This is a genomic window from Sphingomonas adhaesiva (assembly GCF_036946125.1).
GTDB lineage: Bacteria > Pseudomonadota > Alphaproteobacteria > Sphingomonadales > Sphingomonadaceae > Sphingomonas > Sphingomonas adhaesiva_A.
In genome coordinates this window covers 1,563,352-1,581,213 of the sequence record NZ_JAQIJT010000002.1, presented here as the reverse complement: position 1 = coordinate 1,581,213, position 17,862 = coordinate 1,563,352, and the positions used below count along the sequence as shown (strand labels likewise).

Annotated in this window: 14 protein-coding genes; 4 read left to right on the top strand and 10 right to left on the bottom strand. The window is 71.4% G+C overall.

The window, feature by feature from the left end; all coding sequences use genetic code 11:
* The first annotated feature begins 84 nt into the window (after positions 1-84).
* Positions 85-2,604: a CRISPR-associated helicase Cas3' gene (gene cas3, locus PGN23_RS13820; protein WP_335303528.1), complete on the top strand. Its 2,520-nt coding sequence runs from the start codon at positions 85-87 to the stop codon at positions 2,602-2,604.
* A gap of 81 nt (positions 2,605-2,685) precedes the next feature.
* Here cas3 and PGN23_RS13815 read toward each other — a convergent pair whose 3' ends face one another.
* On the bottom strand, positions 2,686-3,255 hold the full coding sequence (locus PGN23_RS13815) for a hypothetical protein (protein ID WP_335303527.1): 570 nt from the start codon (positions 3,253-3,255) through the stop codon (positions 2,686-2,688).
* A gap of 118 nt (positions 3,256-3,373) precedes the next feature.
* Between PGN23_RS13815 and PGN23_RS13810 the strand changes: the two genes are divergently transcribed.
* Together PGN23_RS13810 and PGN23_RS13805 are read left to right on the top strand one after the other, a co-directional pair.
* A complete protein-coding gene (locus PGN23_RS13810; protein WP_335303526.1) occupies positions 3,374-4,036 on the top strand; it encodes a response regulator transcription factor in 663 nt (220 codons plus the stop codon).
* Positions 4,037-4,040: 4 nt separating this feature from the next.
* On the top strand, positions 4,041-5,342 hold the full coding sequence (locus PGN23_RS13805) for a sensor histidine kinase (RefSeq protein ID WP_335303525.1): 1,302 nt from the start codon (positions 4,041-4,043) through the stop codon (positions 5,340-5,342).
* A gap of 3 nt (positions 5,343-5,345) precedes the next feature.
* On the opposite strand, the gene PGN23_RS13800 is transcribed toward PGN23_RS13805, so the two are convergent.
* Positions 5,346-6,428, bottom strand: coding sequence for a catalase family protein (locus PGN23_RS13800; protein ID WP_335303524.1), 1,083 nt, complete (start codon positions 6,426-6,428; stop codon positions 5,346-5,348).
* Positions 6,429-6,547: 119 nt separating this feature from the next.
* Between PGN23_RS13800 and PGN23_RS13795 the strand changes: the two genes are divergently transcribed.
* Positions 6,548-7,321: a Crp/Fnr family transcriptional regulator gene (locus PGN23_RS13795; protein ID WP_335303523.1), complete on the top strand. Its 774-nt coding sequence runs from the start codon at positions 6,548-6,550 to the stop codon at positions 7,319-7,321.
* Here the strand turns inward: PGN23_RS13795 and mprF are convergent.
* The 8 genes from mprF to PGN23_RS13755 all read right to left on the bottom strand — a co-directional run bounded on the left by mprF (position 7,318) and on the right by PGN23_RS13755 (position 17,743).
* The gene (mprF, locus tag PGN23_RS13790) at positions 7,318-9,882 is read right to left on the bottom strand and encodes a bifunctional lysylphosphatidylglycerol flippase/synthetase MprF (protein ID WP_335303522.1); all 2,565 of its coding nucleotides are present in this window, start codon (positions 9,880-9,882) and stop codon (positions 7,318-7,320) included. The genes PGN23_RS13795 and mprF overlap by 4 nt on opposite strands.
* A complete protein-coding gene (locus PGN23_RS13785; RefSeq protein WP_335303521.1) occupies positions 9,875-10,306 on the bottom strand; it encodes a DUF2147 domain-containing protein in 432 nt (143 codons plus the stop codon). The genes mprF and PGN23_RS13785 overlap by 8 nt, the downstream gene beginning before the upstream one ends.
* Before the next feature lie 87 nt (positions 10,307-10,393).
* Positions 10,394-11,113 (bottom strand): AcvB/VirJ family lysyl-phosphatidylglycerol hydrolase, encoded by a 720-nt coding sequence (locus tag PGN23_RS13780; protein WP_335303520.1) that lies wholly within the window; start codon positions 11,111-11,113, stop codon positions 10,394-10,396.
* 3 nt (positions 11,114-11,116) lie between these two features.
* Positions 11,117-11,464 carry a hypothetical protein gene (locus tag PGN23_RS13775; RefSeq protein WP_335303519.1) on the bottom strand — a complete coding sequence of 116 codons (348 nt, stop codon included), beginning with the start codon at positions 11,462-11,464 and terminating at the stop codon, positions 11,117-11,119.
* 505 nt (positions 11,465-11,969) lie between these two features.
* A complete protein-coding gene (locus PGN23_RS13770) occupies positions 11,970-13,172 on the bottom strand; it encodes an acyl-CoA dehydrogenase family protein (RefSeq protein WP_443019813.1) in 1,203 nt (400 codons plus the stop codon).
* 89 nt (positions 13,173-13,261) lie between these two features.
* Entirely contained in the window at positions 13,262-14,206 is a 945-nt protein-coding gene (locus PGN23_RS13765) for a LysR family transcriptional regulator (RefSeq protein WP_335303517.1), read from the bottom strand.
* Complete coding sequence (locus PGN23_RS13760) at positions 14,203-16,272, bottom strand: PAS domain-containing protein (protein WP_335303516.1); 2,070 nt, start codon at positions 16,270-16,272, stop codon at positions 14,203-14,205. The genes PGN23_RS13765 and PGN23_RS13760 overlap by 4 nt, the downstream gene beginning before the upstream one ends.
* Positions 16,262-17,743: an ATPase domain-containing protein gene (locus PGN23_RS13755; protein ID WP_335303515.1), complete on the bottom strand. Its 1,482-nt coding sequence runs from the start codon at positions 17,741-17,743 to the stop codon at positions 16,262-16,264. Before PGN23_RS13755 ends, PGN23_RS13760 begins: the two co-directional genes overlap by 11 nt.
* Positions 17,744-17,862 lie beyond the last annotated feature (119 nt).

Below are 17,862 nucleotides of genomic sequence, written 5' to 3'. Positions count from 1 at the left end.
CAACGGAAGGCGCGTCCGCTTTGGTGTCATCTTCGCTTCCGAGTGGATCGCGGGATGCTACAGGGAGAGCGGGGGAGAGGTGCGATGCGCGAGCCGGTGACGTGGGCGAAGCTGGAGCGGGACGGCGAGGGTCGGGTGGTCGCGGCATTGCCGCTGATCGACCATTGCCTGGACGTGGCGGCGGCGTTTGCGGCGATCCTGCCGGCATGGATGGATGCACTGACGGCCGCGGCGGGGCGGGTGCCGACCGCGCAGGACATCGCGCGGCTGACGGTGCTGGCGGCGCTGCACGATCTGGGGAAGGCCAATCGCGGGTTTCAGGCGCGCCGCGATGCGCGCGTGCGGCCGATCGTGGGGCATACCGGCGCGGTCGCGGCGCTGGTGAAGCACTCGGCGTTGATCGGCACCGCGGCGGGGACGGCGCTGCGCGACATGTTCGTGGCGTGGGGCAGCTATCAACATTTCGCCGCGGCGCTGGCGCATCACGGGCGACCGCTGGAGGAGTTTTACGCCGAGGCGCCGTCGGATCGGTGGTCGCGTCACTACCCGCAATGGGTGACGGGAGACGATGGCGATCCCGCGGCGGAGGTGATGCGGCTGATCGAGTTGGTGCGGGCGCGGTGGCCGCTGGCATGGGAGCAGGGGCCGCCGCTGCCGGATGCGGCGCGCTTCGTCGCCCTGTTCGCCGGGCTGGTCACGCTGGCCGACTGGGTCGGCTCGGACACGACACGCTTTCCGGTGGCAGCGCCGCACGGGGCGGAGCGGGAGGCGTTGCGTGTGGCGGCGGCGGCCGACGCGGTCGTGGCGCGCGGACTGGCACCGCTGGAGACGCCGCCGGGGGACTTCCTGGATGCGTTCGGCAACCCCGCCTATGGCTTTCAGGCGGCAGCGGCGGCGCCCGACTGGGGTGCGGTCGCGCTGATCGAGGCGGAAACGGGGTCGGGGAAGACCGAGGCGGCGCTGTGGCGCTGGCTGGAGATGCGCCGCCGGGGCGAGGTGGACGGGCTGTTCTTCGCGCTGCCGACGCGGGCGGCGGCGGTGCAGCTCCACGCGCGCGTCAACACGGTGATCGGGCGCGTCTGGGGGGACGATGCGCCGCCGGCGATCCTCGCGGTGCCGGGCTATCTGCGCGCGGGCGATGCGAAGGGGCAGGCGCTGCCCGGGTTCGCGGTGCGATGGGATGCGGGCGACGATGCCGCACCGCCTGATGCGCGCTGGGCGGCGGAGCGCGCCAATCGCTTTCTGGCGGCGCGGGTCGCGGTGGGGACGATCGACCAGGCGCTGCTGGCGGCGCTGCCGGTGAAGCATGCGCTGTTCCGCGCGAGCGTGCTGGCGCGCAGCCTGCTGGTGGTGGACGAGGTCCATGCCTCCGACGCGTATATGACCGGGCTGCTGGAGCGGTTGCTGACGCATCATGCCGCGGTCGGCGGACGGGCGCTGTTGCTGTCGGCCACGCTGGGCGGCGAAGCCCGCGCGCGCCTGCTGAAGGCACGGTCGCCGTCGTTGGAGGAGGCGGTGGCGCAGCCGTATCCGGCGCTGTCGGGGCAGGGTGTGGCGCCGCGCGCGGCGGTGGGGAGCGCGCGCAGCAAGCGCGTGACGGTGGAGACGGCGGGACTGATCGCCGATGCGCCGGCGATCGCCGCACGGGCGGTGGCGGCGGCGCGGGCGGGCGCGGCGGTGCTGGTGGTGCGCAATACGGTGGACGGCGCGGTGGCGGTCGCGCGCGCGGTGGCGGCGATGGCGGGGGAACTGGCGTTTGCGATCGATGGCGTCGCGACGGTCCATCACGGGCGCTTTGCGGCGGAGGACCGGAAGCGTCTCGACGAGGCCGTTTCGGACACCTTCGGCAAGGGGCGGGGGGCTGGCGGGCGCGTCCTGGTGGGGACGCAGACGCTGGAACAGTCGCTCGACATCGATGCCGACCTGCTGATCGCCGATCTGGCGCCGATGGACGTGCTGTTGCAGCGGATCGGGCGGCTGCACCGGCATGATCGCGACGACCGGGGCGCTTTTTCGGAAGCGCGGGTGGTCGTCCTGCGCCCGGCGGTTCGCGACCTGGGGCTGCTGCTGGAGGGGAAAGGCACGCGCCACGGGCTGGGCGGATACGTCTATCCCAGCGTCACGCAGCTGGAGGCGACGCTGGCGCTGCTGGAGCGGGATGCCTGCATCACGATTCCGCAGGACAATCGGCGGCTGGTCGAGCAGGCGCTGCACCGCGAGGCGCTGAAGACGGTGGCGCGCGAGCGGGGCGCAGCGTGGGTCAACCGGCTGAACGCCGATCGCGGGGGCGAGTCGGCGAAGGGCGATGGCGCGAAAATCGCCGCGCTGGACCTGTCGCTGCCGTTCACCCGGCTGGACTTTCGCGACGACAGGGACGCGCTGACCCGGCTGGGCGCGCGGGACCTGCTGATCGACCTGCCGGCGCCGTTGGCGGGGCCGTTCGGCTCGCCGGTCACGCAGGTGACGATCCCGGGATGGATGTCACATCGGATCAGCGGCGACGCGGTCGCCCGCGTCGACGAGCGGCGCTTCACCCTGGGCGACTGGACCTTCGTCTACGACCAGTGGGGACTGCGGCGGGATGACGCGGGTGATCGCACGTGACGGCCTGAGAGGCGCGCGGTCAGGGTGTGAGGGCGTCCGCGCCGCGCCGTATCGGGGCCGGCACGGCGCGGATCGGGTCCGTTACCGCGGACGGGCGGGCGGCGGGGCGACCGCTCCTGGTGGCGGCGCGGGCGGGGTCCCCGAACCAGCGGGGGGCGGGGGAGCGCCTGCGCCGGGCGGCGGCGGAGGGGCGCCAGCGCCGGGCGGAGGGGGCGCGCCTGCTCCCGGGGGCGGGGGAGGGGCACCGGCACCCGGCGGAGGGGGCGGCGGGGGCGGGGGCGGGGGCGGGGCGCCGACCTCGCGAACGCCGCTGGCCCGATCGACCAGGAAGCGGGCGCGCAGCTGGCCGTCGTCGTAGCGGCCCTGCACCAGCACCGGCGCGCCGGTACGCAGCCCGCTGTCGCCGCGACCGGCGTCGACCAGCGTGCGGCCGCTGGCGTCCTGCACCACGAAGCGGTTGCCATAGACCTCCGCCACGCGCCCGCGCACGCTCACGATCCCGCGGGCATCGCCCAGTTTCGCGACCGGGGTGGCCACGACCGGCGCCATCTCCACGCCGGGCCGCGTCAGCGACACCGCGCCTGCGCCGCCCGCGGCGCCGAGCGCGAGCAGCGCCACCGCGCCCAGCCCGACCTTCTGCGCTTTCGACATTCTCATCACCATCGACTCCTTATGTCCAACGATGACCGGAATGTACGCGCGGCCCGCACCACCCGCGCTGAACCAGCACGTTCAGTTTCGGTTTAAGCGGTCGGCATAGGAGACCGACATGCGCATCCTGCTGGTCGAGGACGACCGCGATCTGGGCCCGAGCGTCGCCGCCGCGTTGCGGAGCGAGCATTTCGCGGTCGACCTCGTGACCGACGGGGTCGACGCCGCGCATCTGGGCGAGACCGAGCGCTACGATGCCGCGGTGCTGGATCTGGGCCTGCCGCAGCTGGACGGGGTCGGCGTGCTGAAGGCGTGGCGGGCGGCGGGGCGCGACCTGCCCGTGCTGGTGCTGACCGCGCGCGAGGCATGGTCGGACAAGGTCGCCGGGTTCAAGGCGGGGGCGGACGACTATATGGTCAAGCCCTTCCGGCTCGACGAGCTGGTGATGCGGTTGCGCGCGCTGGTACGGCGGTCGGCCGGGCACGGGCAGCCGCTGCTGACCTGCGGGCCGCTGACGTTCGATACGCAGACGGGGATGTTCGAACTCGATGGCCTGCCGCTGCGGCTGACCGCATTCGAATGGCGCGTGCTGTCGCAGCTGATGCTGCGCAAGGATGTGGTGATCGAGCGGCTCGACCTGCTGGAACGGGTGTATGAGGGCGATGCGGATACCGATTCCAACAGTCTGGAGGTGATCGTCGGGCGGCTGCGCAAGAAGATCGGCGCGACGCTGATCGAGACGGTGCGCGGGCGCGGCTACCGCCTGGTCTGCGCGGGGTAGGGCGATGCCGCGGTCGCTCTATGCGCGGATGCTGGCGATCGCGATCGCGTCGACGACGCTGGCGCTCGTCATCGCGGGCGTGGTCATCGCCGGGGTGCTGGGACGGTTCGTGACCGAGGGGCTGGACCGGCGGCTGGACGCGACGTTGCTGGTGCTGGCGAGCGCGGTCGATCGCGACGGGCGCGTCGACCGCGCGCGGCTGGGCGAGCGGGTCGCGGCGCTGGAGGGCGGGCCGGCGTGGCGCTGGCGGATCGTCGGACCCGATGGCGCGGTCGCTTCGGCGGACTTTCCGCCGCTGCACGGTGCGCCGTCGCCACCGCCGCCCCCGCCCCCGCCCTCGCCGGGCGGACCGGGCGGGGCGCAGGTGCTGGAGGGCGCGGGGGGCGTGCATGCGCGCACCGTGACGCTGCCGACGCGGCGCGGGCCGGTTGTGCTGACCGCGGCGGCGCCGCGCGAGGTGGTGCAGCGCCCGATCAGGGGGGCGTTGCTGCCGCTGCTCGTCGCGCTGGCTGCGGTCGCGCTGCTGCTGACGGTCGCGATGCTGGTGCAGTTGCGCGTCGGGCTGCGCCCGCTGCGCCGCGTGCGCGATCAGGTGGCGGCGATGCGGGCGGGGCGGCGCGACCGCATTGACGAGGACCAGCCGGCGGAACTGCTGCCGCTGACGATCGAGCTGAACGCGCTGGCGGCGGACAATGCGGCGGCACTGGCGACCGCGCGTGCGAGCGCGGCCAATCTGGCGCACGCGCTCAAGACCCCGGTCGCGACGCTGGCGCTCGATCTGCGCGATCAGCCGCGGGCGGCGGCGCTGGTCGGGCGGATCGACCGTACGATCCGGCATCATCTGACCCGTGCGCGGGCGGCGGCGATCGACCGCCGCAGCGCGACGCCGCTGCGCCCGGCGGTCGAGGGGATCGCCGGCGCGATCCCGGCGCTGCGATCCGGGCGGTTGCTGGAGGTGTCCGTATCGACCGAGCTGGGGGTGGCGATGGATGCGCAGGATCTGGACGAACTGCTCGGCAACCTGCTCGACAATGCGGCACGGCATGCGCGCTCGCGGGTGGCGGTGAGGGCGAGCCGGGAGGGGCGTTCGGTGGTGCTGACGATCGCGGACGACGGCCCCGGCATCCCGGCGGACGAACGCGCGCTGGTCGCCCGGGCCGGGACCCGGCTGGACGAAGCCGGCGACGGTCACGGCTTCGGTCTGTGGATCGTCGCGGAACTGGCGGCGCTCTATGGCGGCGCGATGCAGCTGGACGAAGCACCGGGCGGCGGCCTCTCGGTGCGGATGGTGCTGCCCGCGGCGTGACGGTCAGCCCGGTTGCGACGCCGGCTCGCGATAGGGGCAGCCGTTGACGCGCGCGCGGAAGTCCGCGGAGTGGCGGTAGGTCGCGTTGCGCGCGCGGTTGATGTTGCCGAGCGGACGATGCGCCGCGAGTCCGGTCCACACGCTGAAGCGCATTTCCTCGTCGACCTGCTGCACGCGGGCGTCGTGCCAGCTGTCCTGCGCGTGCGCGGTGATCGTGCCGACGCGCTGGAACGGCGCCTCCGCCTCGTCCCACACCACGGTCGGATCCTCGATCGGCTGGCGGTCGAGGTCGCGGCACAGCTGCACCTCGAACGCCCATTGCGCGTCGATCCGCTGCATTTCGGTGCGGACATCCTCGCGGATCGCGTTCTCGCGCCCGTGCGCATCGACGATCCGGCCCGACAGCTCGCGCAGCGCGGGCGCGATGGGCACGACGCGGAACTTGGCGATGTGGTCGCCCCAGCGGAACGGGGTGATCGAATGGTAGGTCTCGCCGAGCGGGTCGACGTTGGGCGCACCGCCCAGCGTGTCGACCGCGGGGCTCTGCGTACCGACCGCGTCGAGCGCGTGGTGGACGCCGCGCAGCACCGCGGAGAGCACCTTCTTCGTCCCCTCCAGCCGGTCGGTCGTCTTCGCCAGCAGCTTCAGGTTCGACAGAAACGCGTCGGCATCCTTCGCCTGGAAGACGGTGCCGTTGTTGAGGATGAAGTCCTGCGTCGTGCCCTCCGCACCGGGGAGGCGCTCGCCCGCCACGTCCAGCACCTTGATCGCCAGCCCGCGCGGCAGGCTGATGACGTCGGGCAGGATGTCGCCGGCATTGGTCGACAGTCGCATCAGCACGTCGTGCCGGCCGGGCGTTGCGAACACGCCCTGCGCGAGTTCGGCGGGAAGGCCGCCGTCGACCTCCAGCACGCCCGCCAGCACGCCGTGCGCCTTGGCATGTACCGCACGCACAGCGCGGTCCCCGTCCCCGGCCGTCCGCTCCAGGATGGTGTCGAACGCGTCGTTCAGGCCGGCGATGGTCTCGTCCTCGCCGGGCGTCGGAGTTTCGACGTCCGGGGTATAGCGGATCGGGGGACGGGTCATGCGCGCTCCGGTGACGTTGATGCGTTCAGGCAACCGACCCGCTCCGCCGGGGTTTCGGTACGGTAGCGGTCATAGCGTTCGACTTGGAGGCAGGCGTGAAGCTTCATAGGACGGAGGGGATGGAGAACCTCTTGCAAGCGACGCCCGCGGACCGGACGCCGGCGGACGGGGCGCGGGGCCGGCGCGCGCAACAGACCGACAATTTCCTGCTGCAGAATCTGTCCGCGGCCGATTTCGCGCTGATCGCGCCGCATCTGGAACGCGTGCCGTTCGAGGTCGGCGATGCGCTGGCGCGAGCCGGCACGCCGATCGAGGCGGTGTGGTTTCCCGAAGGCGCGATCGCCGGCGTGCTGGACGCGCTGGAGGGCGATCACCGCCTCGCGATCGGGCTGGTCGGGCAGGAGGGGTTCCTGGGCTGGCCGCTGCTGCTGGGCGACGATACCTGGCCGCACGACGGCGTGATGCGCGCGGAGCAGGGGCATGCGATGCGGCTGCCCGCGGCGGTGCTGGTCGAGGCGACGACGCGCAGCGACACGCTGCGCCAGACGCTGCTGCGCTTCGTCAACGTCTTCATGCTCCAGATGGGGCGGACGATCGTGTCGTCGCTGGCGCATCCGGTCGAGCGGCGGATGGCGCGCTGGATCCTGCTGTACCACGACCGCGTGCGCGCCGACGAAATCTGCATGACGCACGAGGAATTCCGCCTGATGCTGGGCGTCCGCCGCTCGACCGTGACCGAGGCGCTGCACAAGCTGGAAGAGGACGGCGCGGTGCGCACCGGGCGTGGCAAGGTGATCGTTCAGGATCGTGCGCGCCTGATCGACCTGGCGGGGGATACCTATGGCCGGGCGGAGCGGGAATATCGCCGCCTCATCATCGGCAACGCCACCTAACACCCGTTGTCGTCGGGGGGCGACCGCCCGATCAGGCGGGAGAGGTCGCGGAGCGCGCGCAGCATGCCGATGCCGTTGGGACCCGCGATGTAGCGCGGTTCCCAATCGGGGCCGAACTTCTCCTTGTAGGTGCGCAGGCCGCGGAAGCCGTACAGGCGCTCTCCGTGGTGGAAGATCAGGGCGGCGGCGCGCGCCCACGCGGGGGCGAGGCGGCGGCCCTCGATCCCCGACAGTGGCGCGATGCCGAGCGAAAAGCGGGCGAACCGCTCCGCCTGCGCCCAGCGGAGGATGTTGACGAACAGGAAGTCCATCGTGCCCGACGGCGCGTCGTCGCGGTGGCGCATCAGATCGACCGACGCCTCCTGCCCCCCCGCGGTGCGCCAGATGTTGGCGAAGGCCATGACGCGACCGTCGACGCGCGCCACCGCCATGTCGAAATGCGACAGATACGCGGCGTCGAACCGGCCGAGGCTGAACCCCTTCTCCGCATGGCCCTTCGCGCGCATCCACTCGTCGGAGATCGCGGCGAGGTCGTCCATCATCGCGGGGACGGCGGCGGCGACGACGATCTCGAACGTCAGCCCCTTGCGCGCGGCGGCACGCTCCGACTTGCGCAGGGAGCGCAGCGCGGGCGTCTCCAGCGTGAAGGTCGCGAGGTCGAGCACGGCTTCCTCGCCATATTTGATGATCTGCAACCCCATGCCGATCGCCAGGTCGAGCGTCGGCGGGGTGATCTGATACAGCAGCAGGCGCCCCTGCGCCTCGTCCGCCAGTTCGCGGATGCGCCACAGCAGCGATGGCCAGGCGGCGGGGTCGCCGACGGGATCGCCCATCACGATCCAGCTGGTCCCGCGGCGCTGGTACATCAGCATCGCGTCGCCGTCGTCGGCCAGCAGGAAGCGCTTGTCGCCGGTGAGCGCGAGCATCGCGTCGGTGCGCTCGGCCTGCGCCAGAACGCGGTCGACCGCGGCGGGATCGGCGGGCTGTTGCGGGGGAATCCGCGCCGGGCCGAGCCAGCGCCACACCGCGACGCCGGAGAGCAGCACCGCCGCGGCGAGCGTCGCGCGCAGGAAACGCGGGGCATCGCCGCGCCAGGCGAAGTCCCACCACAGATCGTCCTGGTACGGAACGCGGCGATAGGCGAAGAACCCGGCCCAGGTCGCCGCCGCCAGCAGCACCGCCACCGTCGCCAGCCACGCCCCCGACAGCGGCGTGCGCACCAAGGCGGTGCGGCGGTAGAAGGCGTCGCGCGTCCATTGCAGCAGCGCGGCGAGGGTGAGGCAGACGATCGCTTCCTCGTAATCGATCCCCTTCGCCAGCGAGAAGATGGCGCCCCCCAGCAGCAATGCGCGCGTCGCGACGAACGCGCCGTCGAGCCGGCGGTAGAGGCCGGGGGCGAGCAGCAGCAGCCCGGTGCCGACCAGGCTGGCGGCGATATGGCTCGCCTCGATGAAGGGGAGGGGTACGATCCGCGACAGCAGGCCCATGCGCGCGTGGAGCGCGGGCAGCGACCCCGACAGCAGCAGCATCGCGCCGCCGACCAAGGTCGCCGCCGACAGCGCGAGCGGGGCGATACCCCCGGCGGCGTCGCGCCCCTCGCGCAGCAGGCGCGCAGGCAGCGCGCGGCGCGCCGCCCCCTCGCGCCAGGCGAGGATCGCGACCGCAACCGCCAGCGGAAGGAGGTAATAGACCAGGCGGTAGGCGATCAGCGCCGCGAGCACCGTCACGCGGTCGCCGGGGATGACGGCCAGCACCACCGCCTCGAACACGCCCAGCCCGCCGGGGACGTGCGTCACCACCGCGGCGACGATGCCGAGCGCATAGGCGAGGACGAAGGCGGGCAGCAGCGACGGCGCGGCGTCGGGCATCAGCACGAAGAGCGCGGCGGCGGCGGTGCTGGTGTCGAGCACCGCGATGCCGATCTGCGCCAGCGCCTGCCGCCCGGTCGGCAGCGGCAGCGTCAGCCGCCAGAGGCGCAGCGGCCGGCGCGCGCGACCGCAGGCGATCACCAAGGCCACGGCCAGCGCGGCGACGACCACGCCGAGGGTGCGCGCCAACCCCTGCGGCAGCGACACGCCGGCGAGGTCGATCGCGCCGTCGCGCATCGCCAGCGCCACGCCCGCGACGGTGACGATCCCGATCCAGAACGTCGCGCTGGCGATGGCGATGACGCGCGCCACATCGGGCCCGTCCAGCCCTGCGCGCGAATAGACGCGGTAGCGCGCCGACCCGCCGGTGAGCAGCGACAGCCCCAGATTGTGGCTGAGCGTGTAGCTGGTGAAGGACGCAAGCGCGGCGGTCCGCCACGGCAGCGGTCGCCCGATGACGCGCAGCGCCAGAAAGTCGTACAGCGTCAGCGTCAGATAGCTGAGCGTGGTGAACGCGATCGCCGCCGCGAGCCGCCCGTTCGGCAGCGCGCGGACGGCATCGCGCACCTGGTGGAAGGTCAGTTCCCGCGTGACCGCTTCCATCGCCGCGAAGCCGAGCGCGACCAGCAGCAGCATCACCGCCGCCGACAGCAGGCGGCGATGCCGGCGCATCAACCCCGTCAGGTCACTCATGCGGCAGGCGCTCGATCCGCTTCCACAGCTGCGCCTTGCAGATCAGCCCGCCCAGGATGCAGCCCTTCAGCTTCATCGTGTTGGCGTCGACCTGCTCGATCTTCGAATAGAAGCGCCGGTTCATGTCGGGAATGAAGACGGTGCCCTGCCAGCCACCGCTGCCGTCGGCGCGGTAATCCTCCAGCAGCGCGGTGCCGACCAGCCGCGTCACGCCGCCGTCGCGCGCATCCGACTGCGCCTCGTCATTGGCCCATACGATCACGCCGCACAGCCGCTCCTGCGCGCACTGGCCGGTGCGCACGGCGACGCTGCCGCGCGGGTTCATCCAGGTGCCGTAGATCGACGGCGCGGGCTGCGCCTGAGCCGCGCCGGTCGCAAGGGTCATCGCCAGAACGGCAGCGGCGGCGCGTCGGAAAGGGATCATGCGGTAGGTCTTCATGAGAGGATGGGTACGGATCGGCGGATGGCCGCGCTATCGCCGAACCCTGAACAATCGGTCATGCGCGCGCGGTCAGGCGAACGGCGCGATGGCGGTCCACAGCGCCTGCGTCAGGCGCGTCGCGTCGTGGTTCAGGTAATGATCGCCGGGCAACACGACGGTGCGCGCGTTGCGCTGGCGCAGCAGGGGGCACAGGCTGTCGTCCTCGGTCGCGCCGTGGATGCACAGCAGCGGTGCCCAGTCGATCCGCGCCGCGCTGGGCAGCGCGGGGGCGACGGGCGCGCCATCCAGCACGCCGCCGGGTGTCGCCTTCCACAGCAGCGTGTCGCCCGGCACGGTCAGGATGACCATCGCGACGCGCGCGCGCAGGCCGGCGGGCAGATCCGACACGCCCGCCTGGAGCATGTCGGCACCGGCCGACTGGCCGATCAGGACGACGCGCTTCACCCCGCCGATCGACAGCGCGCGCCGGGTGGCATCGGCGATCAGCGCGGTGGTCTGTGCAGGCGTCCGGCGGGTCGCGAAGGCGGTGAGGGTGTTGATCCCCACCACCGGCACGCCGTGCGCGGCGAGCCCGTCGATCACCTGCGGCCCCATTCCCATCTTCAGCCCGGTATCGCCGGAGAGGAACACCGCGGCGAGGCGCCGCTGCGGCGCGGTGGCGGGGACGATGCGATAGACGGGACCGCCGAACCAGCCGAGCCAGGCGGTGAAGGCGAGCAGCGCCGCGAGGACGAGCGCGACGGCGGCGGCGATCCGCAGCGGCCAGCGAGAGGGAAGGGGGCGGCGCATGGGTCAGGCATTCAGCGCATAGGTGATGACGAAGCAAGCCACGGTGAGGAGCAGCATCGCGGTCATGAACGTCGCATCCGCGATCCGCTCCAGGGTGTGGACGCGGCGATGCTCCAGCCGGCGTACCGCGACATAGGACGACAGGGTCGCCACCAGGAACAGCAGCGAATCGACCGCGAGCAGATCGTCGGCGAACCCCGCCTTGCGCCCGATCGCGAGCGTGACGTGGAGGAGGCCGATCCCGGTCAGGCAGATGCCGACCATCGCCGCCGCGATCGGGCAGATCAGCCGGCAGATCCGCGCGTCGAGTGCCTCGCGCGCGCGGGAGGTCGGGGAGGGGCGGCGCTGCATAGGCGCCTTGTGGCGGCGGGCGGATCACCCGCGGCTGACCGGATCATGAGCGATCGGTCATGTTGGGGAGTGCCGCGTCATCCCTCCGTTCGGCCTGAACGAAGTCGGAAGTAAGATGTTTGATCCACGCGGCTTGAACCGGCCACAATCGCCCCCCGGCGAAGGCGGGGCCATTGCAAAACAGGTTGCAACGGCACCCAGCCCACGCCGTGCTCCTGCGCAGGCAGGAGCCCCGGGCCCAGCAGAACAGCGCCCGATGGGACCTGCAACTCCGGGCTCCTGCCTGCGCAGGAGCACGGTGTAGCCTTTTGCAAAGGTCCCGCGAAGGCCGGGGTCCAGTTGGGCAGCGCTGGTGATCGAGCGCTCGCTTCCTCACCGACGCCTTCCCAACTGGGCCCCGGCCTTCGCCGGGGAAGTGCTTCAGCTGGGATGGATCAGGGCCCGAGCGAAAGCCATGGTGGCTGTGCTTCGACTTCGCTCAGCACGAACGGAAGTTCACAGCGTGTTAGTGCAGCGCGATCTCGTTGCGGCCGACCACCATGTGGTGCACCTCGTCCGGGCCATCGGCGAAGCGCAGGTGGCGCACGTCCTGATAGAGTTCCGCCAGCGGCGTCCATTGCGAGATGCCGGCCGCGCCGTGGATCTGGATCGCCTGGTCGATGATCCGGCAGGTCTTCTCCGGCACCATCGCCTTCACCATGCTGACCCAGACGCGCGCCTCGCGGTTGCCGAGCACGTCCATCGCCTTGGCGGCCTTCAGCACCATCAGCCGCATCGCCTCGATCTCGATCCGCGCGCGCGACACGACCTCCATGTTCTTGCCCAGCTTGATGAGCGGCTGGCCGAAGGCGGTGCGCGAATTGCCGCGCCTGACCATCAGGTCGAGCGCCACTTCGGCCTTGCCGATCGTGCGCATGCAATGGTGGATGCGGCCCGGCCCCAGGCGGACCTGCGAGATCTCGAAGCCGCGGCCGACGCCCAGCAGCACGTTCTCCTTCGGCACGCGTACGTCGTTGAAGCGGATGTGCATGTGGCCGCCGGGCGCATGGTCCTGCCCGAAGACGAGCATCGGGCCTACGATCTCGACCCCGGGCGTGTCGGTGGGGATCAGGATCTGCGACTGCTGCTGCGATACCGGGCCGTCCTGCGACGTGCGGACCATGGTGATGAGGATCTTGCAGCGTGGATCGCCCGCGCCGGAGATGTAGAATTTCTCGCCGTTGATGACCCATTCGTCACCGTCCAGCACCGCGCTGGTGCTGATGTTCTTCGCGTCGGACGAGGCGACGTTGGGCTCGGTCATCGCATAGGCGGAGCGGATCTTGCCCTCCAGCAGCGGCTCCAGCCACTGCTTCTTCTGCTCGGGCGTGCCGACGCGCTCCAGCACCTCCATGTTGCCGGTGTCGGGCGCGGAGCAGTTGAGCGACTGCGACGCGAGCGGCGACTTGCCCAGCTCGGCGGCGATATAGGCATAGTCGAGGTTGCTGAGCCCCTCGCCGGTTTCGGCGTTGGGGAGGAAGAAGTTCCAAAGTCCCGCCGCGCGCGCCTTCTGCTTGGCGCCGTCCAGCAGCGCGAGCTGCTCGTCGGTGTAGCTCCAGCGGTCGGGGCGGTTCTCGCCCGCGCGGTGGAATTGCTCCGCCATCGGGTCGACCACGTCGCGGATGAACGCCTTGACCGCATCGAACAGCGGGCGCGCGCCCTCCGACATGCGCAGGTCGTTGAGTTCGGGAACGTTGAAGATGTCGTCCACGCGCGTGATCCTTTTTCCAATTCCCAGCGAGTGTAGCGGCGCGCGGGTCATTCGGAAAATGACGAAGGCGCATCCTCTTCATGAAGCCGGTTCATGACCGCGTCGTGGATCATCGCGCGCAGCCACGACACGCCGGGGTCGCGCTCGACCGCTTCGTGCCACAGCAGCTGGCGCGGGCGGGGGGCGACGTGAAAGGGGAGCGGCAGGATCTGGATCGCGGCGGGATCGCCCGCGCCGGCGGCGTGGCTGCGCGACAGGGTCAGCAGCATGTCGGTGCCCGCGACGATGCGCCACGCGGTGCCGATATGCTGGCAGCGGATGCGGATGCGGCGTTCCTCGCCGAGCGCGGCCAGCGCCTCGTCCTCGGTACCGCCACCCGACGGGCGCGGGGAGGCGATGACATGGTCCAGCGCCAGATAGGCCGGCAGGTCGATCGCGCCGCGCACCCGGGGATGGTCGCGGCGCGCGATGACGATCAGCTCCTCGGCGGCGAGCGTATCGGTGCGCAGCGTGGCGCTATGCTCTCCCGGAATGTCGAGCGCCACGTCCAGTCCGCCGGCGGCGAGCGTGCGCGCCAGCTCTGACCGGCGGAAGTTGAGGCTGGCGAGCCGGACGTGGGGCGCGGCCCGCGCGATGCGTCGCACGAGCGTGGCGAAGAGATGCGCCTCCGCGGTGGGACGCAGCCCGATGCGGAACAGCCGGGTCGAGGTGGCCGGATCGAATTGCAGCGCGCTCGCCAGCGCGACGTCGATCCCGCGCAGCGCCTGTTGCACCGGCTGCGCCAGCGCCCGCGCCAGCGCCGTCGGGACGAGGGCGTTGCCGCTGCGCACGAAGAGCGGGTCGTCGAACTCGCGGCGCAGGCGATTGAGCGCGTGGCTGATCGCGGATTGCGTCAGGTGCAGGTGGCGCGCCGCCTGCGTCACGCTGGCGCGGGTGAAGATCGCGTCGAAGACCGCGAGCAGGTTGAGGTCGATGCGCGACTTCAGCTTCATCGCGGGCGCGATCGGCCGTCGGGCAGCATCTCCGCGATCTTCTGCGCCAGGGCATCGAGCGCGAAGGGCTTGGTAATCATCGCCATGTTCGTGCCGAGGAAGCCGGAGCGGATCGCGGCATTTTCGGCATAGCCGGTGATGAACAGGATCGGCAGGTCGGGGCGGTGGAGCCGCGCGATGTCGGCCAGCTGGCGGCCGTTCATTCCCGGCAGGCCGACGTCGGAGATCATCAGGTCGATCGCCCGGTCCGATTGCAGCACCGCGATCGCGGCCTGCGCCTCCTGCGCCTCGACCGCGTGATAGGACAGCTCGGCCAGCACCTCGTGGACCAGCAGACGCACCGAATCGTCGTCCTCGACCAGCAGCACGGTCTGCCCGGCACCCTGCGGCGCGGCCGGGGCGGGGGAGGTGCCGGCACGATCGTCGACCGGATCGACCGCGCGAAGGTAGAGCGAGACGGTGGTGCCGACGCCCGGCTTGCTGTGGATGCGCGCCTGCCCGCCCGACTGCCGCGCCAGGCCATAGACCATCGACAGCCCCAGCCCGGTGCCCTGACCGATCGGCTTGGTGGTGAAGAAGGGGTCGAACACCTTCTCCAGCACGTCGGGCGCGATGCCGACGCCGGTGTCGCTGACCGCGACGACGACATAATGGCCGGGCTCGACGTCGGGATGCGCGGCGACATCGCGGTCGGACAGCTCGACCGCGCGCGTTTCCACGGTCAGCTGTCCGCCGTCGGGCATGGCGTCGCGCGCGTTGATCGCGAGGTTGAGGATCGCGTTCTCCAGCTGATTGGCGTCCACCATCGCGCCGGTGACGTCGTCCGCCGTGCGGATCGCGAGCGCGATATTCTCGTTCACCGTGCGGCGCAGCAGTTCCTCGAGCGAATGGACCAGCGCGTTGATCGCGGTCGGGCGCAGGTCGAGCGACTGGCGCCGCGAGAAGGCGAGCAGCCGCGCGGTCAGCCCCGCGGCGCGCTGTGCCGAGGTGGAGGCCGCGTCCATGAAGCGGTCGAGATCGCCGAGCCGCCCGCTGTCGATACGGCGTCGCATGATGTCGAGCGCACCGATGATGCCCGTCAGCATGTTGTTGAAGTCGTGCGCGATGCCGCCGGTCAGCTGGCCGACCGCCTCCATCTTCTGGCTCTGGCGCAGCGCCGCCTCCGCCCTGGTGCGATTGGCCATCTCGCGTTCCAGCGCGGCGGTGCGATCCTGGACGCGGCCGGCGAGCTCCTCCTCGGTCAGCTTGCGCTCGGTGACGTCGATCGCGAACACGTGGAAGCCGTCGACCGCGCCGCTGGCGTCGCGGCGTGGCAGGTAGCGGATCTCCGCATCGCGCCGTTCCCCGTCGTGGCGCGGCATCGGCAGTTCCAGCCGCACCGTCTCGCCCGCCAGCGCGCGGCGCATGTCCTGCTCGCGCAGGAGGAACCCCTCGTCGCTCACCACCTCGCGGACGTGGCGCCCGACGATCTCGGCCGGGGACTTGCCGAACCAGTCCTCATACGCGCGGTTGGCAAAACGGTAGTGGAGGTCGCGGTCGAGGAACGAGATGAGCACCGGCAGCGCATCCGCGACGGTGCGCAGTTCGGCCTCGCTCTGCGCCAGCTGCTGGCGGCTGGTCTCCAGCTCGCGCAGCCGGTCGCGCAGGACGAATTGACGCTGCCGCGACCGCATCGTCGAGGCGATGGTGCTGACCAGCGAGTCCGCGCCGAGCGGGCGTTCCAGCACGAGGGCGTTGCCGGTCAGCGTCGACGCCATGCGGCGCAGCGCCTCCTGTCCGGCCGATCCGGCGTGCGGCGTGGCGAGCAGCACGAACGGGATTTCGGACCAGTCGGGCTGCCGCGACAGCGCGTGGGCCAGTGCCGCGGGCGTATCGCGCAGCGCTTCCTCGCTCAGGAGCACGACGCCGACCCGTTCGTCGATGGCGCCCGCCATCGCATCCAGGTCGCGGAACGCGAGCGCGTCATATCCGCGCGACGACAGCAGCGCGACGACGCTGTCGGCATCGCGCCCGAACGGGGTGCAGATCAGGACGCGGTGGCCTTCGCTCGCGGTCCTATGCCCCATGCGGTCGATCTTCCAGCAGCGGTGCCCGGTCCCCCGTGTAGCGCGGCGTGCCGCTCAACACGCCGATGAAGTCGCTCAACGGCGCGCCGACGCGAACGCCCCCGCCGTCGATGCGGAACTCGCGGATCGTATCCTCGTGCGCGCCGGCGCGGTTCTTCAGCACGGAGACCGCCTTGCGGATGCGCCCGTCCGCCTCGAAGAAGCGCAGCAGCACGACCGCATCGGCCACGTAGGACACGTTGAGCGTGTTCTGCATCGACCCGATCAACCCCTGTTGCGGGTTGACGAGGATCGTGGCGACGCCCTGCTGGTTCAGATAGGACAGCAGTTCGTGCAGCTGCAGGATCAATTGCTGTTCCTGCGGCATCGCCGCCAGATAGCCGTACAGGCTGTCGATCACGATCATCCCGGCGCCGCGCTCCTCCACCTCGCGCCGGACGCGCCCGGCGAACTCGCCGGGCGACATTTCGGCAGGATCGATCTGCTCGATCCTGAGGCAGCCGGCGTCGATCAGCGGTTCCAGGTCGAGGGCGAAGGCTTGCGCACGGGTCAGCAGCGTCCCGATCCGCTCGTCGAGCTGATACATGGTCGCCCGCTCGCCGCGATGACAGGCGGCGTGAAGATATTGCAGCGCGATCGTGGTCTTGCCCGTCCCGCTCGGCCCCGTCACCAACGTCGAGGTGCCGCGCAGCGGGCCACCGCCGAGCAGCGCATCCAGCGCGGGCACGCCGCTCGACACCGCCTCGCCCACGAAGGTCTTGTGATGATCCGCCGCGATCAGCCGCGGGTGAACGTCGATCCCGCCGGTATGGATGGTCAGGTCGTGGAAGCCCGCTCCGAAATTCACGCCGCGCAGCTTCTGCACCTGCAACCGTCGCCGCGCCGCGCCGAAGTCGAGCGTCAGCCGCTCCAGCGTGATGACGCCGTGGCACAGGCTGTGCAGATGCGTGTCGCTGGCGTCGCCCGCGGTCATGTCGTCGATCAGCATCACGGTGATCGCGCGCGTGGCGAAGAATTGCTTCAGCGCGAGCACCTGCCGCCGGTAGCGCAGCGGGTCCTGCGCCAGCAGGCGCATTTCCGACAGGCTGTCGAACACGACGCGGGTGGGGCGGACGCGATCGACCTCGCCCTCGATCAGGCGGATCGTCTCCCCCAGCTCGGTTTCCCAGGCGTGGAGGATCGATTGCTCGCGTCCGCTGCCGAAGATGCCGTCGACCGCGTTCAGTTCGACGACGTCGAACGCGGCGAGCGTCCAGCCGTGCGACGCGGCGACCTGATCCAGCTCCTCGCGCGTTTCCGACAGGGTGATGTAGAGGACCCGCTCCCCCGCCGCGACGCCCGCCCGCAGGAACTGGAGCGCCATCGTCGTCTTGCCCGACCCCGGCGAGCCTTCCAGCAGGTAGAGCCGGTGACGCGGCAACCCGCCGCGCAGGATGCGGTCGAGGCCAGGGGTGCCGGTCGAGACGGTCATGGGGGGCATCGGCGTGGTGGCTGGCATCAAGTGAGAGCGTCCTGGGCGCCGCGCTTGAGGAGTCTTGGGAAACAACGCAGTGACATCGCCATATCGTGCGCGCAGGCGGCCGCGCAACC